The sequence below is a fragment of the Acidobacteriota bacterium genome, from assembly GCA_016716715.1.
In the GTDB taxonomy this organism is placed as follows: Bacteria; Acidobacteriota; Thermoanaerobaculia; order UBA5066; family UBA5066; genus Fen-183.
The window spans coordinates 202,960-229,188 of record JADJVE010000019.1 but is presented as its reverse complement, the minus strand read 5'-3'; the positions used below and the strand labels follow the sequence as shown (position 1 = coordinate 229,188).

At 69.4% G+C, this 26,229-nt stretch carries 28 protein-coding genes and 1 tRNA gene; 5 read left to right on the top strand and 24 right to left on the bottom strand.

Going from position 1 to position 26,229, the window contains the following annotated elements:
• Positions 1 to 24: 24 nt before the first annotated feature.
• The 21 genes from IPL89_18585 to IPL89_18485 form a co-directional block, all read right to left on the bottom strand.
• Positions 25 to 942, bottom strand: a complete 918-nt coding sequence (locus IPL89_18585; protein ID MBK9065158.1) for a DUF2232 domain-containing protein — start codon at positions 940 to 942, stop codon at positions 25 to 27.
• Between the two features lie 40 nt (positions 943 to 982).
• The gene (locus tag IPL89_18580; protein ID MBK9065157.1) at positions 983 to 1,234 is read right to left on the bottom strand and encodes a 30S ribosomal protein S18; all 252 of its coding nucleotides are present in this window, start codon (positions 1,232 to 1,234) and stop codon (positions 983 to 985) included.
• A 9-nt stretch (positions 1,235 to 1,243) separates the two neighbouring features.
• A complete protein-coding gene (gene rpsF, locus IPL89_18575) occupies positions 1,244 to 1,693 on the bottom strand; it encodes a 30S ribosomal protein S6 (protein MBK9065156.1) in 450 nt (149 codons plus the stop codon).
• 89 nt (positions 1,694 to 1,782) lie between these two features.
• Positions 1,783 to 2,376, bottom strand: coding sequence for an aminoacyl-tRNA hydrolase (locus IPL89_18570; GenBank protein MBK9065155.1), 594 nt, complete (start codon positions 2,374 to 2,376; stop codon positions 1,783 to 1,785).
• Between the two features lie 20 nt (positions 2,377 to 2,396).
• Positions 2,397 to 3,143, bottom strand: a complete 747-nt coding sequence (locus tag IPL89_18565; protein ID MBK9065154.1) for a 50S ribosomal protein L25 — start codon at positions 3,141 to 3,143, stop codon at positions 2,397 to 2,399.
• A gap of 68 nt (positions 3,144 to 3,211) precedes the next feature.
• Positions 3,212 to 4,165: a ribose-phosphate pyrophosphokinase gene (locus IPL89_18560; protein ID MBK9065153.1), complete on the bottom strand. Its 954-nt coding sequence runs from the start codon at positions 4,163 to 4,165 to the stop codon at positions 3,212 to 3,214.
• 16 nt (positions 4,166 to 4,181) lie between these two features.
• Positions 4,182 to 4,256, bottom strand: a tRNA-Gln gene (locus IPL89_18555).
• Positions 4,257 to 4,293: 37 nt separating this feature from the next.
• Positions 4,294 to 5,223, bottom strand: a complete 930-nt coding sequence (ispE, locus tag IPL89_18550) for a 4-(cytidine 5'-diphospho)-2-C-methyl-D-erythritol kinase (protein ID MBK9065152.1) — start codon at positions 5,221 to 5,223, stop codon at positions 4,294 to 4,296.
• Positions 5,220 to 5,369: a hypothetical protein gene (locus tag IPL89_18545; protein ID MBK9065151.1), complete on the bottom strand. Its 150-nt coding sequence runs from the start codon at positions 5,367 to 5,369 to the stop codon at positions 5,220 to 5,222. Before IPL89_18545 ends, ispE begins: the two co-directional genes overlap by 4 nt.
• Before the next feature lie 459 nt (positions 5,370 to 5,828).
• Positions 5,829 to 7,784, bottom strand: coding sequence for a tetratricopeptide repeat protein (locus IPL89_18540; protein ID MBK9065150.1), 1,956 nt, complete (start codon positions 7,782 to 7,784; stop codon positions 5,829 to 5,831).
• Between the two features lie 44 nt (positions 7,785 to 7,828).
• Positions 7,829 to 9,538, bottom strand: a complete 1,710-nt coding sequence (locus tag IPL89_18535; protein MBK9065149.1) for a methylmalonyl-CoA mutase family protein — start codon at positions 9,536 to 9,538, stop codon at positions 7,829 to 7,831.
• Positions 9,539 to 9,575: 37 nt separating this feature from the next.
• Positions 9,576 to 10,565: an aldo/keto reductase gene (locus IPL89_18530; GenBank protein MBK9065148.1), complete on the bottom strand. Its 990-nt coding sequence runs from the start codon at positions 10,563 to 10,565 to the stop codon at positions 9,576 to 9,578.
• Between the two features lie 34 nt (positions 10,566 to 10,599).
• Complete coding sequence (locus tag IPL89_18525; protein ID MBK9065147.1) at positions 10,600 to 11,874, bottom strand: hypothetical protein; 1,275 nt, start codon at positions 11,872 to 11,874, stop codon at positions 10,600 to 10,602.
• Positions 11,875 to 11,919: 45 nt separating this feature from the next.
• Entirely contained in the window at positions 11,920 to 12,687 is a 768-nt protein-coding gene (locus IPL89_18520; protein ID MBK9065146.1) for a 2,3,4,5-tetrahydropyridine-2,6-dicarboxylate N-succinyltransferase, read from the bottom strand.
• Complete coding sequence (locus tag IPL89_18515) at positions 12,684 to 13,670, bottom strand: 4-hydroxy-tetrahydrodipicolinate synthase (GenBank protein MBK9065145.1); 987 nt, start codon at positions 13,668 to 13,670, stop codon at positions 12,684 to 12,686. The genes IPL89_18520 and IPL89_18515 overlap by 4 nt, the downstream gene beginning before the upstream one ends.
• Positions 13,667 to 14,404, bottom strand: coding sequence for a hypothetical protein (locus tag IPL89_18510; GenBank protein MBK9065144.1), 738 nt, complete (start codon positions 14,402 to 14,404; stop codon positions 13,667 to 13,669). The genes IPL89_18515 and IPL89_18510 overlap by 4 nt, the downstream gene beginning before the upstream one ends.
• Positions 14,401 to 15,765, bottom strand: coding sequence for an aspartate kinase (locus IPL89_18505; protein ID MBK9065143.1), 1,365 nt, complete (start codon positions 15,763 to 15,765; stop codon positions 14,401 to 14,403). The genes IPL89_18510 and IPL89_18505 overlap by 4 nt, the downstream gene beginning before the upstream one ends.
• A gap of 4 nt (positions 15,766 to 15,769) precedes the next feature.
• Complete coding sequence (gene asd / locus IPL89_18500) at positions 15,770 to 16,846, bottom strand: aspartate-semialdehyde dehydrogenase (protein ID MBK9065142.1); 1,077 nt, start codon at positions 16,844 to 16,846, stop codon at positions 15,770 to 15,772.
• Positions 16,847 to 17,071: 225 nt separating this feature from the next.
• Positions 17,072 to 17,632 (bottom strand): hypothetical protein, encoded by a 561-nt coding sequence (locus IPL89_18495; protein ID MBK9065141.1) that lies wholly within the window; start codon positions 17,630 to 17,632, stop codon positions 17,072 to 17,074.
• Between the two features lie 31 nt (positions 17,633 to 17,663).
• Positions 17,664 to 18,200, bottom strand: coding sequence for a type VI secretion system tube protein Hcp (locus IPL89_18490; GenBank protein ID MBK9065140.1), 537 nt, complete (start codon positions 18,198 to 18,200; stop codon positions 17,664 to 17,666).
• A gap of 37 nt (positions 18,201 to 18,237) precedes the next feature.
• Positions 18,238 to 18,765: a hypothetical protein gene (locus IPL89_18485; protein ID MBK9065139.1), complete on the bottom strand. Its 528-nt coding sequence runs from the start codon at positions 18,763 to 18,765 to the stop codon at positions 18,238 to 18,240.
• A gap of 215 nt (positions 18,766 to 18,980) precedes the next feature.
• On the opposite strand from IPL89_18485, the gene IPL89_18480 reads away from it, so the two are divergent.
• From IPL89_18480 to IPL89_18470, 3 genes are read left to right on the top strand one after another with little or no spacing between them, the layout of a single operon-like run.
• Positions 18,981 to 19,997 carry a thiamine pyrophosphate-dependent dehydrogenase E1 component subunit alpha gene (locus IPL89_18480; protein ID MBK9065138.1) on the top strand — a complete coding sequence of 339 codons (1,017 nt, stop codon included), beginning with the start codon at positions 18,981 to 18,983 and terminating at the stop codon, positions 19,995 to 19,997.
• Positions 19,997 to 21,031: an alpha-ketoacid dehydrogenase subunit beta gene (locus IPL89_18475; GenBank protein MBK9065137.1), complete on the top strand. Its 1,035-nt coding sequence runs from the start codon at positions 19,997 to 19,999 to the stop codon at positions 21,029 to 21,031. Before IPL89_18480 ends, IPL89_18475 begins: the two co-directional genes overlap by 1 nt.
• Positions 21,032 to 21,046: 15 nt before the next feature.
• On the top strand, positions 21,047 to 22,534 hold the full coding sequence (locus tag IPL89_18470) for a 2-oxo acid dehydrogenase subunit E2 (GenBank protein MBK9065136.1): 1,488 nt from the start codon (positions 21,047 to 21,049) through the stop codon (positions 22,532 to 22,534).
• A 6-nt stretch (positions 22,535 to 22,540) separates the two neighbouring features.
• Here IPL89_18470 and IPL89_18465 read toward each other — a convergent pair whose 3' ends face one another.
• Positions 22,541 to 23,356 carry a hypothetical protein gene (locus IPL89_18465; protein MBK9065135.1) on the bottom strand — a complete coding sequence of 272 codons (816 nt, stop codon included), beginning with the start codon at positions 23,354 to 23,356 and terminating at the stop codon, positions 22,541 to 22,543.
• A 5-nt stretch (positions 23,357 to 23,361) separates the two neighbouring features.
• Positions 23,362 to 23,856: a hypothetical protein gene (locus IPL89_18460; GenBank protein MBK9065134.1), complete on the bottom strand. Its 495-nt coding sequence runs from the start codon at positions 23,854 to 23,856 to the stop codon at positions 23,362 to 23,364.
• Between the two features lie 120 nt (positions 23,857 to 23,976).
• Between IPL89_18460 and lipB the strand changes: the two genes are divergently transcribed.
• Positions 23,977 to 24,657, top strand: a complete 681-nt coding sequence (gene lipB, locus IPL89_18455) for a lipoyl(octanoyl) transferase LipB (protein ID MBK9065133.1) — start codon at positions 23,977 to 23,979, stop codon at positions 24,655 to 24,657.
• Here lipB and IPL89_18450 read toward each other — a convergent pair.
• A complete protein-coding gene (locus tag IPL89_18450; GenBank protein ID MBK9065132.1) occupies positions 24,654 to 25,211 on the bottom strand; it encodes a hypothetical protein in 558 nt (185 codons plus the stop codon). The genes lipB and IPL89_18450 overlap by 4 nt on opposite strands.
• A 66-nt stretch (positions 25,212 to 25,277) precedes the next feature.
• Here IPL89_18450 and lipA point away from each other — a divergent pair, with 66 nt between their 5' ends.
• Positions 25,278 to 26,198: a lipoyl synthase gene (lipA, locus tag IPL89_18445; GenBank protein ID MBK9065131.1), complete on the top strand. Its 921-nt coding sequence runs from the start codon at positions 25,278 to 25,280 to the stop codon at positions 26,196 to 26,198.
• Positions 26,199 to 26,229: the final 31 nt, after the last annotated feature.

Sequence of the window (26,229 nt, the reverse complement as noted above, 5' to 3'; positions counted from 1 at the left end):
TTCTTTCGAGAATTTTCACCGGTCTCAGAAGTCGGGCGGCCCAGCCTCGGCCGGAGGAATCCGGTCGAGCCGCGCCCGGACGTCGACGAACTCGTCGAACAGGCCCCCGAGCGCCAGAAGGAAGGGAAACGGCATCTGAAAGACCAGCGCGTAAACGAGCGCCCGGCCCAGAAGGCCGGCTCTTCCCCTGTCGAGAAGAGCGCGGATTATGGCCAGACCACGCAGAAAAAACAAGACGGCGAGCGGCAGCAGGACGTCCACGGCCGGCCGGCGCAGGTCCGGGCCCCCGAGCGCGGCGAGAAGGCCGGCCGGCACGAACAGGGCGGCGGCGGCGAGCGGGGTCCGGAATCGGCTGAAGGAGGGCTCGATCCAGTCGGCCCCGGCGATGCCGGAAGCCCGGGCGAACCCGTACACGACGATCGCCGCGTGCCCCATCGCGATCGCGAGGACGATGCCCGGGAGCTGGTCGCGCAGGGCCACCCGGAGGATCTCGAACAGCCGCGCGACGGTGGCGAGGGAGGACTCTCCCCACCCACTGGACCGGTACGTCTCGAGCATCTCGGGGACTGCGGCCGCCCACCGGGCCGCCGCCACCTCGCCCGGATCCCGCCCCGTCGCGACGTCCGCGCCGAGCAGCGCCGCGAGGGCGCCGATTCCGGTCACGGCGAAGACGACGAGGAGCGCGCGGTCGCGGCGAAAGCCGCCCTGCCCCGTGACGTAGAGCGCGGCCGCGGGCAGGGACACGAACGCCGCGGCGATCACGAACGCCGGCCCCGCAGCGCCGGGAGCGAGGATCGCGCCGAGGACGAGCGCGAGGGGCGGCGCGCACGCGGGCAGCAGAAAGCCCCAGGCGAGGCGCTCCGTGGAGAGCGAGGCGACGCCGAGGCGCCCCGCCGCGAACGGCAGCAGGAAGACGCCGAAGGGCGGCGCCGCCGCGGTCACGGCCGCGGCCAGCGCCGCCCAGAAGGCGGAGAACGCTTTCCTAATCAGACACGTACGGGAGCAGCGCCAGGTACCGCGCGCGCTTGATCGCCGTGGCGAGCTTGCGCTGGTAGAAGGCGGAGGTCCCGCTGATGCGGCGCGGGAGGATCTTGGCGCGCTCGGGGACGAACCCCGCGAGAGTCTTCACGTCCTTGAAGTCGATGTAACCGATCTTCTCGACGGTGAACTTGCAGACGCGCTTGCGGCGGACGAAGAACTTCTTCTTGGCGGGCTTGCGAACGGGTGCGGCCATGGCGGACTCCTACTCGCGCCCTTCCGCGGCCTCGGGGGCGGCGGGAGGAGCGGGGGCTGCGGGGGCGGCGGGGGCGGACATCGGCGCGTCCGACATCTCGGGGCGCGGGCGGCGCGGCTTCGTGTTGCGGGCGACCTTGAGGCCGTGCTTGACCTCTTCGTCGATGCGGACGGTCAGGTAGCGGAGGACGTCCTCCGAGAGGCGCAGCTTGCGCTGGACCTCGGCGACGCAGGCGGACGAGCCGCGGAACAGGAAGTTGTGGTACGTCGCCTCGTTCTTCTTCTTGATCGTGTAGGCGAGGCGGCGGCGGCCCATCGTCTCGTCCTTCTCGATCGTGGCGCCGAGTTCGACGAGGAGTTTGCGGAATTCCTCGACGACGCCCTGGGCGCCGGCCTCGTCCTTTTCGGGGACGACCAGGAAGACCATGTCGTACTGTCGTTGCGTATTCGGGGTGGCCACGGGTTTTCCTCCTTCTGGATCGCGGCGGGCTCGCCCGTCGCGAGGCGCGGCTGTGGACCTTGGGTCCGGTGCCGAGCCAAGGTTGACGATCAGTTCGCCGGGGACGATTCCTCGGGCAAACGGTTGAAACGGTTCATGGCGGCGTCGAGGCCGTCGGTGACGATGACGGCGAGCGCGTCGCACGCGGTCGCGATCGCGGCGTCGATGGCGGGGCGCTCCTTCTTCGCGAAACGGGACAGGACGTACGTGTCGAGCGGCTCCCCCGGCTGAAAGTTGTCGCCGCGCACACCGAGGCGCAGGCGCGGAAACTCATTCGTGCCGAAGCACTCGATGACGGACTGCAGGCCCTTCTGGCCGCCCGAGGAGCCCGACCGCCGGATTCGGATCGCCCCGACCGGCAGCGCCGCGTCGTCCGAGACGACGACGAGGCCGTCGAGCGGGACGTCGTACTTGGCGGCGAGGCCCTTGACCGACTCCCCCGACGCGTTCATGTACGTCTGGGGCCTTGCGACGAGCACCGGGCGGTCCCCCACCCGGACGCGCCCGGTGAGCGCGCGGCAGTCGAGGCGGTCGAGGCGCGGGGGGCCGCCGGCGGCCTTCTGGGCGAACGCGTGCACGACGTCGAAGCCGACGTTGTGACGCGTCCCGGAATACCGGTCGCCGGGGTTGCCGAGTCCCACCACGAGGAAGAGGCCGTCCGTGCTTATTTCTTGTCCTTTTTCTCGGCCTTCGGAGCCGGAGCGGCCTTCGCTCCGCCGGCGGCGGGCTCGGCGCCCTCCTCGTCCTTCTTGCCCTTCTTGATCACCTCGGGCTCGGTGGACGTGGCGGCGGCGCCCTCGGCGCCCGGAACGGCGGCGACGGCGGCGACGACTTCCTCGGCCTTCGGCACGCCGACGTGCGCGAGGACGCGGTCCGCCTTCTCGAGGACCTTGATCTTGTCGCCGGCCTTGAGGTCGGAGACACGGAACGAGTCGTGGATCTTCATCTCGGAGACGTCGACCTTGATCGACTCCGGGATGTCGGCCGGGAGGCACTCGATGAGGATCTCGTGCGTGACGATGTTCAGGATGCCGCCTTCCTTGACGCCCGCCGCGATCCCGACGACCTCGACGTCGCTCTTGACGCGGAGCTTCCGGTCGAGGAGGACGCGGACGAAGTCCACGTGCAGCATCGAGCGGGTGATCGGGTCGAGCGCGAGGTCGCGGATCATCACGTGGCGCTGCTGGTCCGTGCCCTTCAGCTGAAGCTTGAAGATCGCGTTGCCGTGCAGGCCCTTGTTGAGGAGGGTGGCGAGGGTCTTGCGCGGGACCTGGAGCGACCAGGTGTCCATCCCCTTGCCGCCGCCGTAGAGCACGGCGGGGATGAGGTCGGCGGCCCGGAGGCGGTTCGCGGCGTTCTTGCCGGTGACGTCCCTCTTTTCGACTTCGACGACGATGTTTTCCTGGAGCATGTTTCCTTTCTTCGGGCGCACGGTCCGGAGGGAATTCCCCGGGCGCGCGGTCCGGCCTGGTGGCGGGTCTAGACGAACAACGAGCTGACGGAGGCTCCCTGGTGGATGCGCTGGATCGCCTCGGCGAGGAGCGGGGCGATCGAGAGCGGCGTCAGGAGCGGGCAGCGGGCGAGCTTCTCGTCGAGCGGAAGCGTGTTCGCGCAGAAGATGCGCTCGATCGGGCTGCCGTTGATGCGGTCGATTGCGGGGCCGGAGAGGACGGCGTGGACGCAGCCCGCGAAGATGCGGCGCGCGCCGGAGTCCTTCAGGGCGATGACGGTGTTGATGAGCGTCCCGGCCGTGTCGATGATGTCGTCGACGACGATGACGTTGCGGTCCTTGACGTCGCCGATGACGTGCAGGACCTCGACCTCGTTCTTCCCCTTGCGCCGCTTGTCGACGATCGCGAGGCCGGCGCCGAGCCGCTTGGCGAACGCGCGGGCGCGCTCGACGCCGCCGGCGTCGGGCGAGACGACCGTGAGCGGGTCGAGGCTGGAGTCGCGGATCGCGTCGAGGAGGACCGGGGCCGCGAAGAGGTGGTCGACCGGGATGTTGAAGAAGCCCTGGATCTGCGCGGCGTGGAGGTCGATGCAGAGCGCGCGGTCGGCGCCCGCTGCCGTGATGAGGTCGGCCGTGAGCTTCGCCGTGATCGGGACGCGGGGCTTGTCCTTGCGGTCCTGCCGCGCGTACCCGTAGTACGGGAGCACGGCCGTCACGCGCGACGCCGAGGAGCGCTTGAAGGCGTCGAGCATGATCAGGAGTTCCATGATGTTGTGGTTCGCCGGGGGGCCCGTGGGCTGAACGATGAAGACGTCCGCGCCGCGCACGTTCTCGTCGATCTGGCAGTAGTTCTCGCCGTCCGAGAAGTTGTAGAGCGTGACGCGGCCCGCCTCGCGCCCGAGGTTGCGGCAGATCTCGCCCGTCAACGCCGGGTGGGCCCGGCCGCCGAAAACCTTCAGGTCACCGTATGCGAATCGTTCCATCGTCGTTCAGGAGAGTTGGCTGGGGAGGGAGGATTCGAACCTCCGGTAGGCGGTTCCAAAGACCGCTGACTTACCACTTGTCGACTCCCCATCCGGAAGCCTCACGTGGATTCTCGCGCAGGCGGCTCTCATCCGCGTTGCGCAATCCGGACCGGAGCCGCGCGGCGCGCGAACTCGGCCCGGGAAACGGTCTTCACGATCGCCATCCTCGCCTTCGTCTCGTTTCCGAGCCCCTCGAGCGACGTCATCGCCCGCGAGGCCTCTTCTTTCGTCCCAAACGTCCCGAAAACCGTCGAGCCGCTCCCGGAAAGCCGGGCGCTCCGCGCACCGGCTCCCGCGAGCGCGGACCGGATGCGGCGCAATTCCCCCCGGAGGGATTCCGCCGCCTGCTCGAGATCGTTCCGCTCCGGTCCGCCACCGGTCCCGGAGCCGGAAACTTTAGTGGCAGAAGGACTTCCCGTCAAGGACCGGGCCTTGAGACGCCCGTAAACCTCTGCCGTGGAAAGGGAAAAGGGCGGAAAGACGAGGAGGACCCACTCCTGGGGACCGTCCGGGAGGGGTGTCACGACCTCTCCCCGGCTTCGGCCGCGGGCTCGGCCGCCGAGGAGAAAGAAGGGGACGTCGGACCCGAGCGAGGCGGCCAGAGACTGCAGATCGGCCGCGGGGAGGTCCAGATTCCAGAGCGCGGACAGGCCCCTCAACGTCGCAGCGGCGTTCGAACTGCCTCCGCCAAGCCCACCGCCGATGGGGATTTTCTTTGAAAGGTGAATGCGGGCCCCGCGGCGAGTGCCGGTGTGGCTCGCGAGGGCCGCCGCCGCTCGCAGGATCAGATTACTCTCGTCGGCCGGCAGGTCGGCGCCATCGACCGTCAGCGAGACGATCCCCTGCGCACCGCTCCCCTCTTCACCTTCTAAGAAATCTATCTCCTCCGAAAGGTCGACCGTCTGGAACACGGTGTCCAGCTCATGAAACCCGTCCTTGCGCTTTCCGAGGACGCGCAGATCGCGGTTGATCTTCGCGAACGACGTGACGCGGAGGGCTTCGGCCGCGTCGCTCACAGCGGCGGGACCTCTTCGCCCGAGGGCCACGGGCCGTAGCTCTCGAGCGTCAGCACGGCCCGGCCGTCCGGCCCGTTTGCCTCGATGCGGCGGGGCACCCCCGCGCCGGGCTGAAACGTCACGACCTCGCCGTTCGGAAAGCGCATCTGGACGACGTTACCCCGATCGTCGAGGACGGAAGAGGGCGACGGAGGTGCGTCCGGCGTGCCGAGGATGCAGGCGATGAGGTCGGCGGCGGCGTCGGCCGGGAAGAGGCGACGAGTCCGGCTCCGCGCCGGCTTCCCCTCTTCCCTTTCTAAGCGATCCCCCTCTTCCTCCTCCCGCGATCGGCGCGGATGCGCGCCATTCCAGCGAGCCGGAGGCGCCGTCCCACCATACGGAAAGGTATCCGCGGCCGATCGCGCCGGCCTTCGGAGAAACCTCCGCCTTGAAAAGGGCCTTGAAGCGGCGGGAGGAATCCCATGCCTTCGCGCGGTTCGCCTCATACGCAGCGCTGGCGCCACTCGAAACAGAGGCCGGCGCCCCGCTGCTGCATGCACCTTCTAAGAAGAGAACAAGCGAAACGAGAGCCGACCCGGCAGCCCGCAGCGGACGGGTGCTCGCATTCACTTCTTCGCGTCGAGGCTGTCGGTCTTCCGGAGCTTCTCTTCGAGGCGGCGCTTGACGTCGGGCTCCGGCTTGAGCGTGAGCGCGCGCTTCCAGCTCTCGCGGCCCTTCCTGAGGTCGCCCTTCCTGTTCCAGAGGTCGCCGAGGTGCTCCTCGACGGTCGCGTCGTCCGGGTTCAGCGTCGCGGCGGCGACGAGGTTCTCCTCCGCCTTGTCGAGCTTGTCGAGGCGGTAGTAGACCCAGCCGAGCGAATCGAGGTATGCCCCGTTCGAGGGCTCGAGGTCGACCGCCTTGCGGATGAGCTCCAGCGCGCGTTGCAGGTTCTCGCCGCGGTCGGCCCACATGTAGCCGAGGTAGTTCATCCCCGGCGCGTGATCGGGCTTGACCTTGAGGAGCTTCTCGAACGCGGCCTCGGACTCGCCGATCTTCTTGTCGCGTTCCAGCGACGCGGCGAGCCGGAACAGGAGCTCGGGGTCGTCCGGAGCGCGCTCGAGCCCGACGCGGGCGGCGTCGGCGGCTCGCCCGTACTGGTCCAGCCGCTGCCAGGCGTCGGCGGCCGCGAGGACGCCGGGCTTGTCCTCGGCGGCGAGGGTGGCGAGGATTTTCTCGCCCTCGGCCTTCTCGCCGGCCGCGGACGAGCGGATGAGGAACTCCGCGTAGGTCGCGCGGACGTTCGGCGTCTTCTTTCCGGTCCCCGCGTGCGCCTCGCGCGCGATGCGCAGGCCGCCGGCCCAGTCTTCCTGGTCGCGCGCGATCTGCTCGAGAAGGTTGAAGGCCTGCGGGTTGACGCCGTCGCCGTCCTTGAGCCGGGGCGTCAGGAGCGACGTTGCGCGCGCGTAGTCCTTCCTGAGATAGGCGATGTACGCGAGCTGGCCGTCGATCTGACCCGCCTCGGATCCGTCCGTCTTCTTCGTCGCGAGCGTCTTCTTGAGATCCTCGAGCACCTGTTCGGCCTCGGCGAGGCGGCGCGCCTCGAGGAAGTTCATGGCGCGGCGGTAGGAAACCTCGGGGTCGTCGGGTTCGAGGGACTGGAGCTTCCGGAGGATCTCGTCGGCCTTCTCCGTCTCGCGCGTCTCGGAGAGGAGGGCCGCGTACATCCTCAGGGCGTCGCGGTTGCCGGGGTCGGCTGCGAGGACCTGCTCGAAAGCCTTCCTCGACTCGGGGAAGCGCCTCGCGCGGAGGAGCACGGTGGCGTACTGCGTCTTGGCCGCGAGATTCCCGGGCTGGCCCTTCATGAACGACTCGAGGAGCGCGGCTTCCTTGTCGAACTGCTTCGAGCGGTCGTACACGCGGAGGAGGCCGAGCGACGCCGCGCGGTTGGCGGGGTCCATCCGGAGCAGGGAACGGTAGACGTCCTCGGCCTTCTCGAACTGGCCGTCCCGCTCCAGCGCCTCGCCGTAGACGAGGAGAAACGACGGGCCGGGCGCCCGGTCCACGACGGGCTCCAGCGCGGCGACCGCGTCCTGGGGCTTGTCGAGCCGGATGGACGCCTGCGCGAGGGCCATCGCCCCCTGCGGGTCCGGCGGCCCGAGCTCCGCCGCCTTCCTGAGCTCGACGGCGGCCTCCTCGACGCGCGGCTTGTCCTTCGCGGTCGCGAGCAGCACCTGCCCCAGCAGGCGATGGGCTCCGGCGCTCCCGGGCGACAGCTCGACGGCCTTGCGCGCCTCGCGCTCCGCCTCGGGGTAGATCGGGATGTCCCGCAGGAGCTCGCCGTACTCGCGGCGGAGAGCGCCGTCCTCGGGGTCGAGGTCGACCGCCTTGCGGAACTCCTTGACGGCCTGCTCGAACTCGGTGTCCTGGGCGAAGAGCCGCGCCCGCATGTAGTGCTCGGCCGCTTCCTTGCGCTTCGCCTCCTTCGGCGTGAGGGCAGGTCCGGACGTCTGGGCACGCGCCGGGAGGGCCGCTAACGCGGCGAGCAGGAAGGCGACGATCGTGGTGGCGCGTCGAACAGGCATCATCGAGGAGTCTAACCCGCAAGAACCGGGCCGCATTCCCGTCCTCAGAAGACTGCCGGCTCTTCGTAGGTGGCGAACACCTCGCGCATGACGTCCGAGATCTCCCCGACCGTCGCGTAGGCTTTCACGGCCTCCACGAGCGGCGGCATGACGTTGGCCCCGCTCGCGCAGGCCGCCTTCAGGTCGGCGAGCGTCCGCATCGCCGTCCGCGAGTCGCGCGTCCGCCGGACCTCGTTCAGGGAGCCCACCTGCTCCGCGGCCGTCTCCTCGGAGATCACGAGGGTCGACACCTCGTCCTCCGGAAGGGACTCGGTGAACGCATTCGCGCCGACCATGACCTTGTCCTTCGCGTCGTACGCGCGCTGGAACCGGTAGGCGGCGTCCATGATCTCCCTCTGCGGGAAGCCGGCCTCGATGGCCTCGACCATCCCGCCGAAGGCGTCGATCCGCCGGAAGTAGTCGAAGGCTCCCGCTTCCATGCGGTTCGTGAGCTCCTCGACGAAATACGAGCCGCCGAGCGGGTCGATCGTGTTGACGACTCCCGTCTCGTGGAGAATGACCTGCTGCGTCCGGACCGCGATCTTCGCGGCGAACTCCGTCGGGAGCGCGAGCGTCTCGTCGAGCGCGTTCGCGTGAAGGGAGTTGGTCCCGCCGAGGACGGCCGCGAGGGACTGGATCGCGACGCGCGCGACGTTGTTGTAGGGCTGCTGCGCCGTCAGCGTGACGCCGGCCGTCTGCGAGTGGAAGCGCATCTTCCAGCTCTCGGCCTTCTTCGCGCCGTAGCGGTCGCGCATGACCTTCGCCCAGATCCGCCGCGCCGCGCGGTACTTCGCGATTTCTTCGAAGAAGTCGTTGTGCGCGTTGAAGAAGAAGGAGAGTCGCGGCGCGAAGTCGTCGACGTCGAGACCCGCGTCGACGCCGTACTTCACGTACTCCATCCCGTCGCGAAGCGTGAAGGCAAGCTCCTGGAGCGCGGTCGAGCCGGCCTCCCGGATGTGATACCCCGAGATCGACACCGTGTTCCAGCGCGGGACGTGCTTCGCGCAGAACGCGAACTGGTCCGTCACGAGCCGCATCGAGGGCCGCGGCGGGAAGATGTACTCCTTCTGCGCGATGTATTCCTTGAGGATGTCGTTCTGGAGCGTTCCGCCGACCTTCGACCACGGCGTCCCGTGCTTCTCGGCAACGGCGAGGTACATCGCAAGGGCGATGGGAGCGGTGGAATTGATCGTCATGGACGTCGTCACGGCGCCGAGGTCGATCCCGTCGAACAGCGCCTCGAAGTCGCGAAGCGTGTCGATCGCGACCCCGCACTTTCCCACCTCGCCGGCCGACATCGGGTGGTCGGAGTCGTAGCCGTAGAGCGTCGGGAGGTGAAACGCCGTCGAGAGGCCGGTCTGGCCGTGCGCGAGAAGCTGCTTGAAGCGCTCGTTCGTCTGCTTCGCCGTGCCGAAGCCCGCGAACTGCCGAATCGTCCACGGCTTGCCGCGGTACATCGTGGGCTGCACGCCGCGCGTGTACGGGAACTCGCCGGGCCAGCCGAGGTCGCGGTCGTAGTCGAAGCCGCCGAGATCGTCGGGCGTCGCGAGGGTGTTCACCTCGGCCGACGAGACGGTCGTGAAGTCCTTCCGCCACGCGGGCGTCTTCGCGAACGCGGAGGCGGCCTTCTGCCGCCAGGCCTCCTTCGCGACGCGGATACGCTCCTGCTCGGGGGTCAGGGGGAGGGCGGGACTTTCGGAACCCTTGACGCTCATGCCGGCGATTCTATCGGGCGCGGGGCGCGAAGGAGACTCAGCGGCCGACCGTCGCCATGGCGGCCGCCGGGTAGCGCTCCCCTGCCGCCGCTCCGGGCGGGAAGGCCGCGTCGAGCTCCGCGAGGTCGGCCGGCCGGAGCACGAGGTCCGTCGCGTTGAGATTTTCCTCCAGGCGCTCGCGATTCTTCGTCCCCACGATCGGGACAACGTCGGCGCCGCGCGAAAGCACCCAGGCGAGCGCGATCTGCGCGGGCGTCGCCTTCCGGCGGCGCGCGAGGTCGGCGACCCTCGCGACGAGCGCGAGGTTTTTCGCGAAGTTCTCGCCGGCGAAGCGCGGCGCCACGCGGCGGTAGTCGCCTTCGGGAAAATCGGCGAGGCTCCGGTACTTGCCTGTCAGGAACCCGCGAGCGAGCGGGCTGTAGGCGACGAACCCGATTCCGAGCTCTCGGCACGCCGGCAGGACGGCCGCCTCCGCGTCGCGCGTGAAGAGCGAGTACTCGCTCTGAAGCGCCGCGATCGGGTGGACCTTGCTGGCCCGGAGAAGCGTGTCGGGAGAGGCTTCCGACAGGCCGAGCCAGCGGACCTTTCCCTCTTTCACGAGGCTCGCCATCGCGCCGACCGTGTCCTCGATCGGCGTCGCCGGGTCGACGCGGTGGAGGTAATAAAGGTCGATCGTCTCGACGCCGAGGCGCTTCAGGCTTCCCTCGCAGGACGACCGGACGTAGTCGGGCCGCCCGCAGACGCCGCGCTTCGCCGGGTCGGCGGCGTCGCGCACGATTCCGAACTTCGTCGCGAGGACGGCCCGCCCGGGCCGGTCCGCGAGGGCCTTGCCGACGAGCGTCTCGTTCGTGTAGGGGCCGTACATGTCGGCCGTGTCGAGGAAATCGACGCCGGCGTCGAGAGCCGCGTGGATCGTGAGGATCGACTCGTCGTCGTCCCGGGTCCCGTAGAACTCGGACATTCCCATGCAGCCGAGACCCATCGCCGAGACGACGGGGCCGTTCTTCCCGAGTGCGCGGACGTCCATGAGGGAGGCGATTATCCCCCCGGGGCGCGAGGCCTCAGAAGGGCGTCTTCTGCCGGGCCTGCAGCTCGGCGACGCGCGGCGGACGCCGAAGCAGCGCAAGCCGGTTCTTTCGCACGCCTACCTCGGCGGGCCACTCGTGTGACAGGAAGAGCGGCATCGACTCCGTGTACCCGTAGGCTCCGGCATTCTCGAACGCGAGGAGATCGCCACGCTCGGGCATCGGCAGCCTTGCGGCCGGGTGGAGCACGTCGAGAGAGGTGCAGAGGGGGCCGGAAAGAACGAGGGATTTCTTTGAAGGTGAAGAGCGGCGGGTGCGGCCGCTGCCCCGCGCCTGCAGGAGCCGTACGCGGTGAGGGCTGCCGAGGAGGATCGGGCGGAGGAAGTGGTGGACACCGCCGTCCACGAGGACGTAGTCGACGCCGAGGGTGCGCTTCGTGCCGAGGACCCGAACGACGTACGTGCCCGCCTCGGCGACCAGGAACCTCCCGGGCTCGAACACGAGGCGGGTGGAGTCGAGCAGCCCGCTCGCGCGCGCCTCCCTCGCAACCCGACTCAACCCCTTTCCAAGAAATCCGAGATCCAACGGTCTTTCTCCGTCGGCGTAGGGCACGCCGAAGCCACCGCCAAAATCCACGGAGCTAAGAAAGATCGAATATTTCTTAGAAAGTGAAAGAGCGAGATCCAGGACGTGTCGAGTGTTCTCGACGAGCAGGCGCGCGTCCAGGACGTTGGACGCGTTGAAGACCTGGAACCCGCAAATGTCGAGGTGGGGGAATTTCTCTTTCGCTCGAAGAATCTTCTCGGCGGTCCGAATGTCGACGCCGAACTTCTTCGCCCCGGGGCCACCGATGATGACTTTCTTCTCGGCAATCCCCCAGGGCGGATTCAGGCGAAGGCCGACGGGGACCCGCCTCTTCAGGCGTCTGCCGATTTTCTCCAGTTGCTCGAGCTCCCACTCCCCCTCGGCGTGAATGATCGAGACGCGCGCCTTCGCGAGCGCTTCGAGATCGTCGTCGGACTTCGCGGGGCCGGTCGCGAGAATCTTCGAAGGTGAGAATCCGCCCCGGATCGCGACTTCCAGCTCCCCCTTCGACGCAACGTCCGAAGAGAGACCGAATCTTCTTAGAAAGTGAAGAACCCCGAGCGAAGGGTTGGCCTTGACCGCATAGGCGAGGGTGAAGCGCGGGCCGAGGGCGCGCTGGAGCGCACGAACGCGCGCCTCGATCACGTCGAAGTCGTACAGGTACACCGGCGTCCCGAAGCGAGCCGCCGCCCGCAGAAGAACCGAGTCGCCTGAATCCCTATTCACCTTCTAAGAAGTCTTTCTCTTCTCTTCTCTTCTCTTCTCTTTCCTTCATCGCAGAGCGCTTTCCAGCACCGTCCGCGCGTCCGTCTTCGCGTCGCGATACTTCACGATCACCGGCGCCGCGAGCGACAGCCCGTGGCACTTGCCCCACGCACCAGGCGCGGGGCGCGCGCCCATGACGACGACCGCCCCTTCCGGCACGACGAGCGGGCGCTCGGGCGTCGATCGGTATTCCTTCTCGTGCACGAGGTCGAAGAGGACGCTCGACGCCGTGAGGATCACGCCCGCCGCGAGTACGGCCCGCCTCCGCACGCACACGCCCTCGTAGACGCCCGCCCCTCCGCCCACGAAGACCTCGTCCTCGAGGACGACAGGCACGGCTCCCGCAGGCTCGAGGACGCCGCCCACCTGCGCGGCCGCAGAGAGATGCACGCGCTTGCCGACCTGCGCGCAGGAGCCGACGAGCGCGTGGCTGTCGATCATCGAGCCCTCGTCCACGTATGCGCCGACGTTTACGTACGCCGGCGGCATCACGACGACGCCCCGCGCGAGGAACGCGCCGCGCCTCAGCGCGGTCCCGCCCGGCACGACGCGCACGCCCTCGGGCAGCGGGGCGCGCGGCGGAAGCGTGTCGCGATCGCGGAAGTGGAGGGGTCCGGCGCTGGACGGCTCCTCGATGCCGAGCCGGAAGGCCGCAAGAATGCCATCCTTGACGGAGGCGTTTGCGGACCAGAACCCGTCCGCCCCGGGCGAGGCCGCCCGCACGTCCCCGCGCTCGAGGGCGTCGAGCAGCGCGAAGACGTCCTCGCGCGTCATGCGGCCACCGCCTCGAGCGGCCGGCCGGCGTCGTCCAGGAGGCCGGCGGCCTTCAAGGCCATTTCCATCGGTCCGAAATGCGCGGGCGAAAGCGGCACGAGAGGAAGCCGGAGGGCCCCGCCCGCGAGCCCGAGCCGCTCCAAAGCCCACTTGACCGGGATCGGGTTCGACTCGCGGAAGTTCGCCTTCATGAGAGGAAGCATGCGCGCCTGCAGCGCGGCGGCGCGCGCCCGGTCGCCCGCGAGCGCGGCGGCCACCAGCTCGACGAGAAGGGCCGGCGCCTCGTTCGAAACGACCGCGATCACGCCGTCGCCCCCGCAAGCCACGATCGGGAGAGCCAGCGAGTCCTCGCCCGACAGAACCGCGAACCCGGCCGGGCGCGCGCGCAGGATCTCGCAAGCCTGGTCGAGGCTCCCCGAAGCTTCCTTCACGCCCGCGATGCGCGGATCCCGCGCGAGCTCGAGCACGGTGTCCGGGAGCATGTTGAGGCCGGTGCGCCCCGGCACGTTGTAGAGGACGACAGGGATCTGGCCCGCGTCCGCAACGGCGGAGAAGTGGGCGACGAGGCCGCGCGGCGTCGGCTTGTTGTAGTAGGGCGTCACGACGAGCAGCGCGTCGGCGCCCGCCGCCCGGCAGCGCGCCGCGAGACGCTGCGCCTCTCGCGTGTCGTTCGATCCGCAGCCCGCGATCACCTGCACCGGACGCACGGCCGCGCGCGCCTCCTCGACCGTGATCGCGACGACGCGCTCGTGCTCGTCGACGTCGAGCGTCACCGCCTCGCCCGTCGTGCCGCACGGGACGAGCCCCGCGACACCGCCCGCGATCTGCCTTCGGACGAGGCGGCGCAGGCCCGGCTCGTCGAGCGCGCCGTCGTCCTTGAACGGAGTCACGAGGGCGGTGTAGACGCCGGAGAAAGGACACGGGGGATTGGGATTCGGATTCTTTGAAGGTGAAGAGAGCGGCGGCGGCGGCGTCCTCGTCATGAAGGGTCTCCTCGATGGCTCCCGGTGCTTGCGTCGTTGAAGAAGTCGTCGAAGGAGATCGGGCCCGTCCGGCGGGACTTGAGCATCCATTCCGCCGCGCGCACGGCACCCTGGGCAAAGATCGCCCGCGAGCGCGCGCGATGGACGAGCTCCACCGTCTCGTCCTCGCCCTCGAAGTAGAGCGTGTGCTCTCCCGGGACGCCGCCCTGGCGCAACGACACGATCGGCAGGTCGCGGCGGCCCGACGCGTGCGCGACGTCGACCGCGAGCGCCTTCGCCGTTCCCGAAGGAGCGTCCCTCTTGGCCGAGTGGTGCCGCTCGACGAGGCCGGGGTGGAACTCGCGAAACGGCGCGAGCGCCGCCGCGAGCGCCGCGGCGCCGCGACGCATCGCAGCGACGCCGATGGAGAAGTTCGCGGAGTGGAGGAAGGGAACGCCCTCCTCCACCGCTTGGCGCATCGCCGCACCGACGTCCCATCCTGTCGTGCCGGAAAGAACAGGGATTTTCTTTGAAAGTAAGAGAGGAACCAGGCGCGGCGCGGCCTCCGGCGTGGTGAACTCGAACGCCAGGTCGCATTCGGCTGCGGCGACGCCCGCCGCTCTATTACCTTCTAAGAAATCTTCCTCTTTCTCTTCTCTTCCTCCGAGTCTCCCAACGACCGTGTGCCCGCGTTGGAGAAGCACAGCCTCGATCGCCTTTCCCATCTTCCCGTATCCGACGATGAGCGCCTTCATTCGAAGAACTCCCGGTGGAGGCGCCTCAGCGCTTCCGGGGCGTCGCCCGAGGCGACGACGAAAGTCACGTTCGTGTCGGAGGCGCCCTGCGAGATGAGGAAGACGTTCACGTCTCCAAGTGCCTGAAACACGCGCCGGGCGATACCGGCCGTGGTGCGCAGCGCCTTCCCGACGACGGACACGACGGCGAGGCCCGGCAGCACCGACACCTCCGCGAACGCGGAGAGGTCCTTCACGACGGCCGAAAGCGGCGCCTTCGCGTCCACCGTGATCGAGATGGAGACCTCGCTCGTCGCGATGACGTCGACGGGAACGGCGTGCTTCTCGAAGACGGAGAAGACCCGCGCCGCGTAGCCGTGTGCGAGGAGCATGCGCGGATTTCCGACGAAGACGGCGGCGACGCCCGAGCGCATCGCGAGTGCGCGCACCCCCGCGCCCGGAGCGTCCCGTCTCACGACCGTTCCGGCCGCGTCCGGACGGAACGAGTTCTTCACCGCGACGGGGATCCCCCGCGCCACGGCCGGGCGGATCGTCGCGGGGTGCAGGACTTTCGCGCCGAAGAACGCGAGCTCGGCCGCCTCGGCCGAGCTCACCTCGGGCACGAGGCGCGCGCCGGGGACGACGCGCGGGTCGGCCGTGAGGATGCCGTCCACGTCGGTCCAGATCTCGATCGCACCGACGTCACGGCCCGCATCTTTCAGCGCCGCTCCGAAGAGCGCCGCCGAGTAGTCCGAGCCTCCGCGCCCGAGCGTCGTCGTGACGCCGTCCGGTGTCGCCCCTACGAAGCCGCCCGTGACCACGATGTGGCCCCTCTCCAGCTCCGGCAGCACCCGGGCGGCGACGCGCCCCGCCGTCGCCTGTTCGTCGGGCAGGGCGGCACCGTGGCTCGCGTCTGTCACGAGGATCTCCCGCGGATCCACCCACACCGCCGAGGCGCCCGCGGCGTGCAGCGCCGCGGCGACGAGGCGGGAGGAGATCAACTCACCCACGCTCAGAAGCGCATCCGAGGTTCGAGGAGAGATCTCTTCGAGTAGTGAAATCCCGGTGGAAAGCACGCGCGCGCGACGCAGTTCCTCGTCGACCGAGGCGGCGCAGGCCGAGGCTTCCTCCTCGGGCAGACCGAGCCCTTCGAGCGCCGCGCCATGGCGGCGAGCGAGGGACTCGAGTGCGGCCTCGGCGCCCGCTCGCTCCTTTTCATTCGAAGCAATCTTCAATCCGACCAATTCGTCCGTGACCCCGCCCATCGCCGAGACGACGACGACGCACGGATCTCCCCCGCGACCCGCCACGAGGCGTGCGACGTCCCGGATTCGTTCGGCCGTTCCGACCGAGGTCCCGCCGAACTTGAGGACGTCGGTCAAATGATCACCGCGCCGCCGTTCGCGCCGCGAGGCGGCCCTGCGCCAGGAGGAGCTCGGCGTTCAGGAGCGCCGCGCCCGCCGCGCCGCGGACCGTGTTGTGGACGAGCAGGGTGAAGCGCACGTCGTAGAAGGGGTCGGGCCGCAGGCGTCCGACCGTCACGGTCATCCCGCGTCCGGCCTCTACGTCGCGGATCGGCTGCGGCCGGTCGCGCTCGTCGCGCACGACGATGGGCCGCGCCGGCGCCGAAGGGAGCTTCAGCCGCTGCGGCTCGCCCGAGAACTCCTCGAGGGCGGCCCTCACGTCCAGCACGGACGCCTTCGCCCTGAGCTTGAGGAAGACCGACTCCGTGTGGCCGTCGCGCACGGGCACGCGGTTCACGGAGACGCTGATCGGGAAGTCCGCGTCCACGACGCGCCCGCCCTCGAGCCGCCCGAGGATCTTCTTCGGCTCGCGCTCGATCTTCTCCTCCTCGCCGTCGATGAACGGGATCACGTTCGCGTTCGAGTCCAGCGACGGGACGCCCGGGTAGCCCGCGCCCGAAAGCGCCTGCAGCGTCGTGACGGCGACGGCCTCGATGCCGAACGCGCGGTGCAGCGGCGCGAGCGCCATCGCGAGCCCCACGACCGAGCAGTTCGGGTTCGTCACGATGCCGCCGCCGGACGCGCGCGTCGGCTGACCGTCGAGGAGGGCGAGGTGGTCCGCGTTCACCTCGGGAATCACGAGCGGCACGTCGGGCCGCATCCGGAACGACTTCGTGTTGGAGACGACGAGCTTGCCGCGTCCCGCCTGCAGAGGCTCGATCGTGTCGGCGACGGCCGCGTCGAGGCCCGAGAGGAGCACCGGCGAGGCAAAGTCGACGTCCACCTGCGTCACGACGAGGCTGCGCGCTTCCTTCGGAATGTCGCCCGGAAGGATCCAGCGCGTCGCCTCGGCGTATGTCTTCCCCGCGGACCGCTCGGAAGCGGCGACCTCGGCGAGGACGAACTGCGGGTGCCCTTCGAGCAAGGAAACGAGGCGCTGCCCCACGGCGCCGGTCGCGCCGAGGACGGCCACGGGGATGCGGGAATCGGGTCGTGACATGAAAGGCTCCTTCGAAACGAAAAGGCCCGCCGTTTCCGGCGGGCCCTGGTGTCTTCTGGTGATCGCCGCAATTCCGCGATCTACAGAACGCTCCATCGCCCGCCGCACGGCGGCGTCGTCTTCATCGCGGTCATCCGCTTTCGGGAGTTGACGGCTGCGTTCATCGGCGCGGAGCGTAGGCGGACGCGGGTCCGCGTGTCAAGAAGCGTTCGGCCCGGGGCGGCCTCACTTCGGGCGCGGTGGCGTGGGCGTCGGTACGACCAGGAGCGGAGCGGCGGCGAGGGTGCCGAGGTTTCCCGCGCGCGTCGTCGCGCCCGGCTTCGCAGGCGCGCGCGGGTCGCGGAGCGACGTGAAGCGAAAGGAGACGAAGATCGCGCCCTTGCCCGCCGACGCGCCCGAAGCCACGCCTCCCCCGTAGAGCTGGATCCCGTCCAGGGCCACGCCCTCGAGGACGTACGTGTCCGGCCCGAAGGCGACCTCGGCCGAGGCGAAGTTCCTGTGGGAAAGGCACGCGCGCACGAGCGCTTCGAAGCCGGGGCCTCCGCCCGCGAGCCAGACCGACCCGGTCCCTCCCCCGCCCTTGCCGGCGCTGGCCCCGCCCCCGAGGCCCGCGACATCGAGGAACTGCGAGGAGAACCACCCGGGATGCGTCGCACCACCGCCGTCGCCGGCGATCCCCTCGAACCGGATGAAGCCGTTCCGGCCCGCAGCGGCGGCCGGCGGACCGGCGACCAGGCCGGCCAGTAGCCCAAGCGCCAGAATCCGTCGAAGCAAAGTCATTCCCATGCGTCCTCTTCGTCGCCCTCCGATCGGACACTCACTGCTTCACGGTGGAAGCCTTGTAAGGGGCCAAGACCTTCGGCGGGACCTTCTGCTCGTCGTACCTGAACTCGATCTTGGTGAAGTTGAGCGACAGCGATTCCGTCGGGGCCGCGCCGCCGGCGCCACCGGAACCCACACTGAATGAGCTGACCATGACGTTCTTCAGCTCGTAGCGCAGGTAGGCGTTCGAGCCCCCGCCGCTGGTCTTCGGGACGTCGATCTGGACCGCCGGCACGAGCTTTCCGGTGGCGGCCGCCTTGCTCAGGAGCGGCGACGCCTTGTCGGTTCTCTTCACGAGGGAGAGTCTGCCGGGACCCCCGACGGCCACCCCGGCCGGCGCCGGCGCCCGCGGGACGGCGGGCGGCGGCGGTGCCCACTGAATCGAGCTTATCTCGATCCACTTGTCGTGTCCCGACGCCGACGCCTCGCCCGGAACACCCTCGTACTGCATGTAGATGGGGGCCCCGAAGGCCGGCGCGGCGAGGGCGGCGGCAAGAACGAGGCCGATGACCAGAAAAGCGGACTTTCGCATGGGTCCTCCTTGATCGAGTTTCAATCCAGGGGAAGTGTCATTTCTTCGGCGCGACGACCCCGGTACCCGGCACGGACATCCGCAGATCGCGCATCGACTGATATCGCACCGAAACGACGATCGGCCCGGCCGCGGATCTCGAGCTGCCCTTGGTCCCGACACTGACCATCTCCACGGTGACGCCGGAGAGCTCGTAGCGATCGGGGCCGATCGCAACCTCGGCCTTCGGAATCCGTTGCTGGCCGATGCACGCCCGGACGAGCGACGCGAAGCCCGCGCCGTCGCGGGCGAGACCGAACGAGAAGGTCCCGCCCCCGGCTGGAATCGACCGGCCGCTCGCGAAGCCTGCGAACTCGATGCTTGCCGACTGGAACCAGCCCTGATGCTGCGCATCGCCCCCGTCGCCCGCGATTCCGTCGAATCGGGCGAACCCGCTCTGGCTCGCGGCGGCGGCAGGAAAGGCCGTCACCACACCGACGAGGGCCACAAGAACCAGAGCAGAAAGAAGCCGGGCCACCGGATATTCGACGACGGCGGAGAGCTGGGGTGCCCGGGGGGCGCTCATCGGGACCTCCTGTGCCCCGTCACGGGGCTGATTTCTCATCTGTACCGAGAATCAATCTAAGCCGCAAAGGCGGCAGCGCAAGGTCAATCTCTGGTCCCGGCGCGAAAGGTCGTGGTCCCTGAGCGCCCAGGTCGTGAATCTGCCCGTTTGACCCCCCCGGCAGCGCCTTCGATAATCACCGTCCCCGCTGCGCCTCCGCGGCGACCCCAGGAAAAATGACGACGTCCCTCTCCCCCGAGCGCCTGAAGGACCTCTACCGCACGATGCTGCTGAACCGGCTGCTCGAGGAGCGCTTGGTGAACCTCTATCGGCAGGGCAAGGTCGTCGGAGGGCTGTACCGCTCGCTCGGGCAGGAGGCGACGTCGGTGGCGACAGCGTTCGCCCTGGAGCCTGGCGACCTCCTCGCTCCGCTCATCCGCAACCTCGGCTCGGTTCTCGCGCGCGGGATTCCAGCCCGCGACGTCCTCACGCAGTACCTCGCGCGCGCGACGTCGCCCTCCCTCGGCAAGGACGCGAACCTGCACTTCTCCGTTCCTGAGAAGGGCGTCTATTCCCCCATCGCGATGCTTGGGACGCTCGTCCCGGTGGTCTCCGGGATGCTCCTCGCCGAGCGGATGAAGGGAAACCGCGTCGTCGGGATGACGTACCTCGGCGACGGCGGAACGTCCGTGGGCGCCTTCCACGAGGGAATCAACTTCGCGGCGGTCCAGAAGCTGCCGCTCGTCCTCGTCGTCGAGTTCAACGGATGGGCGTACTCCACGCCCTTCGAGAAGCAGTGCGCCGCCAGGACGCTTGCGGACAAGGCCGTCGGTTACGGCATCCGTGGCGAAGTCGTCGACGGCAACGACGCGATCGCGGTCCACGAAGTCACGCGCGCGGCCGTCGAGCGCGCCCGCGCGGGCGGCGGGCCGACGCTCCTCGAGTGCAAGACGTACCGGATGAAGGGCCACGCCGAGCACGACGCGCAGGCCTACGTCGACCCGAAGGAGCTCGCCGAGTGGCGGGAGAAGGACCCGCTCCCGCGGCTCGAGAGGTTCCTCGTCGAGTCCGGAAACGCGTCCGCCGCCGACCTGCGCGCCGCGCACGAGGAGATCGAGCGCTCGCTCGACGCGGACGTCGCGTTCGCGGAGGCGTCGCCCTTCCCCGACCCGTCGCTCGCCTTCCGGGGAGTCTGGGCCGACGAGTCGATCGGCGAGCGGGCCCGCGCGGGCGTCTTCACGGGAGGCCTCTGATGGCCGACCCGCGCGTCGCGCGAGGCGGCGTCACGTACACGCTCACCGGCGACGGCTCCGGCGTCGAGACCACGTACCTCGACGCGATCCGGCAGGCCCTCTTCGAGGAGATGGAGCGCGACGAGCGCGTGTTCGTCCTCGGCGAGGACGTCGGCGTTTACGGCGGCGCATTCAAGGCGACCGAGGGGCTCCTCGAGCGCTTCGGCCCCGCGCGCGTCCTGGACACGCCGCTCGCCGAGGAGGCGATCGTCGGCGCCGCCATCGGCGCCGCGATGCGCGGGCTCCGGCCGGTCGCCGAGATGCAGTTCATCGACTTCATCTCGCGCGCGTTCGACCTCCTCACGAACTTCGCCGCGAAGAACCGCTACCGGACCGGGATCGGCGTCCCGCTCGTCGTGCGCGGCCCCTCGGGCGCGGGCGTCCACGGCGGGCCGTACCACTCGCAGTCGCCCGAGATGTACTTCGTCAAGACGCCGGGACTGAAGGTCGTCGCGCCGGCGACCGCCGCCGACGCGCGCGGACTCCTCAAGGCCTCGATCCGCGACGACGACCCGGTCATCTTCCTCGAGCACAAGTTCCTCTATCGTCGCGTGCGCGACCGGCTCGTCCCCGGCGAGGATGCCGGGACGCTCGGCAAGGCCGCCGTCCGGCGTCCCGGGACGGACCTCACGATCGTGACGTACGGCGCGATGCTCTGGACGGCGCTCGAAGCCGCTCCCGCGCTCGAGGTGGACGGCATCTCGCCCGAGATCCTCGACCTGCGCACGCTGATGCCGTGGGACGAGGACGCCGTCCTGACCTCCGTGAAGAAGACCGGCAAGTGCCTGATCCTCCACGAGGACACGCGAACCGCGGGGATCGGCGCCGAGATCTCCGCGACGATCACGGAGAAGGCGTTCGAATGGCTGGACGCTCCGATCCTGCGCGTGACGGCGCCGGACACGCCGGTGCCGTACTCTCCACCTCTGGAGGAGGCGTTCCTCCCCAACGCGAAGACCCTGCTGGCCGCCGCGCGGCACCTGGCGCGCTACTGACTCGAGGAGACCAACATGCCGACGAACGTCATCATGCCGCAGATGGGCGAGTCGATCGCCGAGGGAACGCTCACCAAGTGGCTCAAGAAGACCGGCGACGCGGTCAAGCGCGACGAACCCCTCTTCGAAATCTCGACCGACAAAGTCGACGCCGAGATCCCCGCGCCCGCATCCGGCACTCTCCTCGAGATCCTCGTGCCTGAGGGACAGACGGTGCCGATCAATACCGTCGTGGCGCTGCTCGCGGAAACGGGAGAGGCTGCGGCAGCCGCACCCGCGCCTTCTGCACCGCCGGCTGCGCCGGCAGTGGAAGAAAGACAAAGAGAAGATTCTTCGAAGGTTCAGCAGCAGGCTCCCTCCGCGGCGCCGGCCTACCAGGCTGCTGCGCCCGCTCCCGCGCCTTCTGAGAAATCACCCTCTTCAGCCCCCTCTCCCTCATATCCCCCGGCTCCCATCGCGCCCCCCCAGCCCGGCGAGTCGAAGGAAGAGCTGCTCAAGCGGCGCTCCTCGCCCGTCGTCCGCGCGATCGCGGAGGACAAGGGCGTCGACATCTCGCAGATCCCCGGCACGGGGATCTCGGGCCGCGTGACGAAGCAGGACATCGAGGCGTTCCTGGCGGGCGGCACGCCTGCCGCGGCATCGCCGGCCCCCGTCGCCGCGCCCGCCCCCGCGCCTTCTCAAAGGATCCCCTCTTCGTCTCCTTCCCCCGCTCCCGGTCCCGCTCCCCTCGCGGCGCGTCCCGTCGAAGCGCCGCTCGCGGCGCGGCCGGCGTCCACGCTCGCGTTCCCGGGCGGCAACGTCTCGATCGAGCCCATGACGCCGATGCGCAAGAAGATCGCCCAGCGCATGGTCGAGTCCAAGCAGACCTCCGCGCACGTCACGACGGTCTTCGAGGTCGACTACTCGGGGATCGCGAAGCTCCGCAACCGCGTGAAGGGCCGCTTCGAGGAGCAGTACGGCACGAAGCTGACGTACCTGCCGTTCATCCTCCGCGCGGCGATCGCGGCGCTGAAGGCGCGCCCGCTCGTGAACGCCTCGATCGTGGGCGACGACGTCGTGTTCCACAAGGAAGTGAACCTCGGGATCGCCGTCGCGCTCGACTGGGGCCTCATCGTCCCGGTCATCCGCCGCGCGGACGACCTCTCGCTCGTGGGCCTTGCGCGCGCCGCGAACGACCTTGCGTCGCGCGCGCGCGCGAAGAAGCTCCTCCCGGACGAGGTCGCGGGCGGGACGTTCACGGTCACGAACCACGGGTCCTTCGGGTCGCTGTTCGCCACGCCCGTCATCAACCAGCCCCAGGTCGCGATCATGGGCGTCGGCACGATCGAGAAGCGCGCCAAGGTCGTCGAGATGCCGGACGGCTCCGACTCGCTCGCGATCAAGACGATGGGCTACGTCGCTCTCACGTTCGACCACCGCCTGATCGACGGCTCCGAGGGCGACGCGTTCGTGAACGTCGTGAAGTCGACGCTCGAACAGGGGACCTGGCCCGAGCTGGAGTAGTCGCCGCTACTCGAAGTACCCGTTCACGTCGACGATGACGTGCGCGGAGCCCGCCGAGGCGTTCTGCACCCGGAAGCCCGTCGCGTCGAGGGCCAGTGGAACGATGGTCGAAGCCGCGCGCGTCTGCCCCGCCGCAAAGCTCAGCTGGCTCGCGACGGGAAGCGTCCCGTCGGCCGCGTAGAGCGTGAAGTGGCCGGCCGCCGCGGACCCCGTGACGGTCACGTTCACCGAGAGCGCCGCGGCCGTCGCCGGAACGCGGCACTTCTGCGCCGTTCCGATGACGCGCGACTCTCCCGCCGCGAGCGCGGGCGCTCCGGCGTCAGGTCCGGCGGCGTTCCGCGTGTCGACGACCCGGCAGGGCGGCAGCGCGTAGAACGTCAGCTGAAGGACGGGTGCGGGGCACGTGATGGCGGACGTCAGACCGAGGCTGAGGAACCCCGAGTCGCCGGTGTCGCGGCCCTGGAGGTTCACGGTGTGGCTCGTGCCGCACCGCACGCCGAAGCCCCACGCGACGCGGCTCGGCGCATACGTCGGACCGGCCGGGGGATTCGACTGGTCAGCCTGCCAGTCGTAGACGATGGATCCGTCGACGAGAATCCGGTAGGCCGTCAGGCGCTGCCCGGCGGCGATGTTGATGACGAGCGGCTCGACCACGATCTGGCAGGTCCGCGCGTTGAATGTCTTGCAGCCTGCGTGGATCGGGCTCGCGAAGATCAGCGGCGTGCGCACTGCGGGAGCCGGCTCGACGCCGCGCGCGGCGCCGGCCGCCGCCGCGAGAGCGGCCGCAAGCACGGCGGAAAGCGCGGGACGGGCCCTCGTCATCGGCGTCAGGGCGCGGCGCTCGGGCACGTGAACTGCCCGGTGAGCCCGAGGTTGTAGGCGCTGGTGTCGCCGCTGTCCCGGCCCTGCAGGCTCACCATGTAGCTGGCCCCGCACGTTGCGGCGAAGTCCTGCGTCACGAGGGAGGGCGTGTACGCGGTGCCGGTGTACGGCACGGGGTTCGACTGGTCGGGGCGCCAGTCGTAAATGACTGTCTGAGCGCCCGTGCCGCCCCGGACCGTGATCAACTGGAAGAACACCAGCTTCTTGCCCGCGGCGATGTCGATCGTGAACGGCTCGACGTGAATCTTGCACTGCCCCGGAGCCGCGACGTAGCAGCCTCCGTGAATCGGACTCGCGTAGATCAGCGGCGTGCGCCCCGCGAGAGGCGAGAGGCGCGCCGACGGCTCGGGCTCCCGGGCCTGCTCCTGCGCCGCGAGGCGCGGCGCCGCGGAGGCGAGAGTAAACACCGCGAGGATCGCCAGACAGTGGAGTCTCTTCATGGGAAACCTCCGAGTCGTCCCGGATAAATTAGGTCCGGCGCTGCGGGAGCGCCAGCCCGCGGTCCCGGGATCCGACGCAACCCGTGACCGGAGTCACGCCGGCGCGCAGTAGCATGCGCCATGCGCCGGACAGACGTCGTCTCGCTGCTCGCCGAGGGACGCATCTCGTGGGACGCGGCCTTCGCGCTGCAGAAGCGGGCCGCCGAGCGCGTGAAGGCGGGCGGGCCCGAGGCGCTCTTCCTCCTCGAGCACGCGGACGTCGTCACGGTGGGCCGCAACGCGGGCCTCGGAGAGCTTCTCGTCTCGGAGGACTTCCTCCGGCAGAAGGGCATCGCGCTCCGCGTCGCCGACCGCGGCGGCAAGCTCACGTTCCACGGGCCGGGCCAGCTCGTCGCGTATCCCATCCTCGACCTCTCCCCCGACCGGCAGGACGTGCGCCGGTACGTGCGGGATCTCGAGGAGGTCCTGATCCGCACGGCGCGCGACTTCGGCGTCGAGGCGGCGCGCAGCCCCGCGCCGGAGCGATGGGCGTCGGTGTGGGTGGGCAACGACAAGCTCGCCGCCATCGGCGTCCACCTCTCGCGCTGGATCACGACGCACGGCGTCGCGCTGAACGTCTCGACCGACCTCGCGCGGTTTTCCCTGTTCGTGCCTTGCGGCATCGCGGACGGCGGCGTGACGTCCCTCGCGAAGACTTCCGGCGCGCCGCCGCCGCCGCTCGACGCGGTGGCGCGCCGGTTCGTGTCTCACTTCGCCGAGGTCTTCGAGAGGGAGACGGGCGACTGGTTGACCGGCCTCTAGCGGGGCCAGAGCCACCCGAAGAAGCCGGCCGTCACGAGGCCGTAGATCAGTCCGTCGAGGACGTTTCGGAACGTCGTCCCCCACGACTTCTTGTACCAGATCGACGCCTGAATGTGGGCGAGCGCGTAGCCGTAGAACGCGGTTGCGCCCGCGAAACGGAACACCTTCATGTAGTGCGCGCCGGGGCCCAGGGCGCGCCCCGAGATGTAAGCCGCGGTGATGCTGATGAGGACCGCGTACAGGAACCACTGCAGGAGCTGCCCGCCCATTCCCGCGTACGGGCCGAGAACCGTCATCATCGCGCGGGGTCCGGCCTTGAACTTCTCCTGGAAGGCCGGCTCCTTGAATGCGGCATGACTCGTGGGACACGGCACCATGTAGTCGCCGGGCGAGATGTCGAGCTTTCGGACCGCCGCCATGAACTCGTCCTCGGCCGGCAGCCTTCGGTAGTCGGCGGAGTGGTAGCCGAGGAACATGTGGATGAGCGAGCTCACGACGAACACGGCGACGGCGGAGAGCAGGATGGGCAGCCAGAGCGAGGCGATGGACACCATGGGGGCCTCCTTCGTTACTGAGATGACGTCTCGGCTCATCCTATCCCGTCCCGGTACACTCGGCCGGTGAGTGCGGACACACGTCCCCGGTACGGCGTCACGCCGCGGCCCGAGTGGTTGAAGGTGCGCGTGCCGGCGGGCGGGTCCGAGTCCGAGATCGCCCGCCTCGTCGAAGACAAGAGCCTCAACACGGTCTGCCAGGAGGCCCGCTGCCCGAACATCTTCGAGTGCTGGAGCGTGGAGCGGACGGCCACCTTCATGCTGATGGGCGACGTCTGCACGCGGCACTGCGGCTTCTGCGCGGTGACGCAGGGCCTCGGCCGGCCCCTCGACCCCGAGGAGCCGCGACACGTCGCCGAGGCCGTGCGGACGCTCGGCGTCGCGCACGCCGTCGTGACATCCGTGAACCGCGACGAGCTGCCAGACGGGGGCGCCGCCCACTTCGCGGCGACGATCCGCGCCGTTCGCGCGCTCGCGCCCGGCGTGACGGTCGAGGTCCTCGTCCCGGACTTTCTCGGCAGCGCCGCCGCGCTCGCGACCGTCCTCGACGAGGCGCCGGAGGTTCTCAACCACAACACCGAAACCGTCGAGCGCCTCTACCGCCGCGTCCGGCCCGATGCGATCTACGCCCGGTCGCTCGAGCTGCTGGCTCGCGCCGCGAAGAGAAGAGATGAAAAGAAGAAGGAGAAAGAGAAGATTTCTTTGAAAGTTAAGAGCGGGGTCATGGTGGGTCTGGGCGAGTCGAGAGAGGAGCTCTCTGAGACTCTCCGCGATCTACGCGCCTGCGGCGTCGACGTCGTGACGGTGGGCCAGTACCTCCAGCCGCACGCGCGAAGGCTGCCCATCGAGCGGTACTACACGCCGCAGGAGTTCGACGAGATCCGGAGAGAGGGCGAGGAGATGGGGTTCGGCGTCGTCGAGTCGGGGCCGCTCGTCAGGTCGAGCTACCACGCGAGGAGAGCCCTTACGGCGGGCTCTCCCTCTTAACCTTCTAAGAAATCTTCCTCTTCTCTTCTTC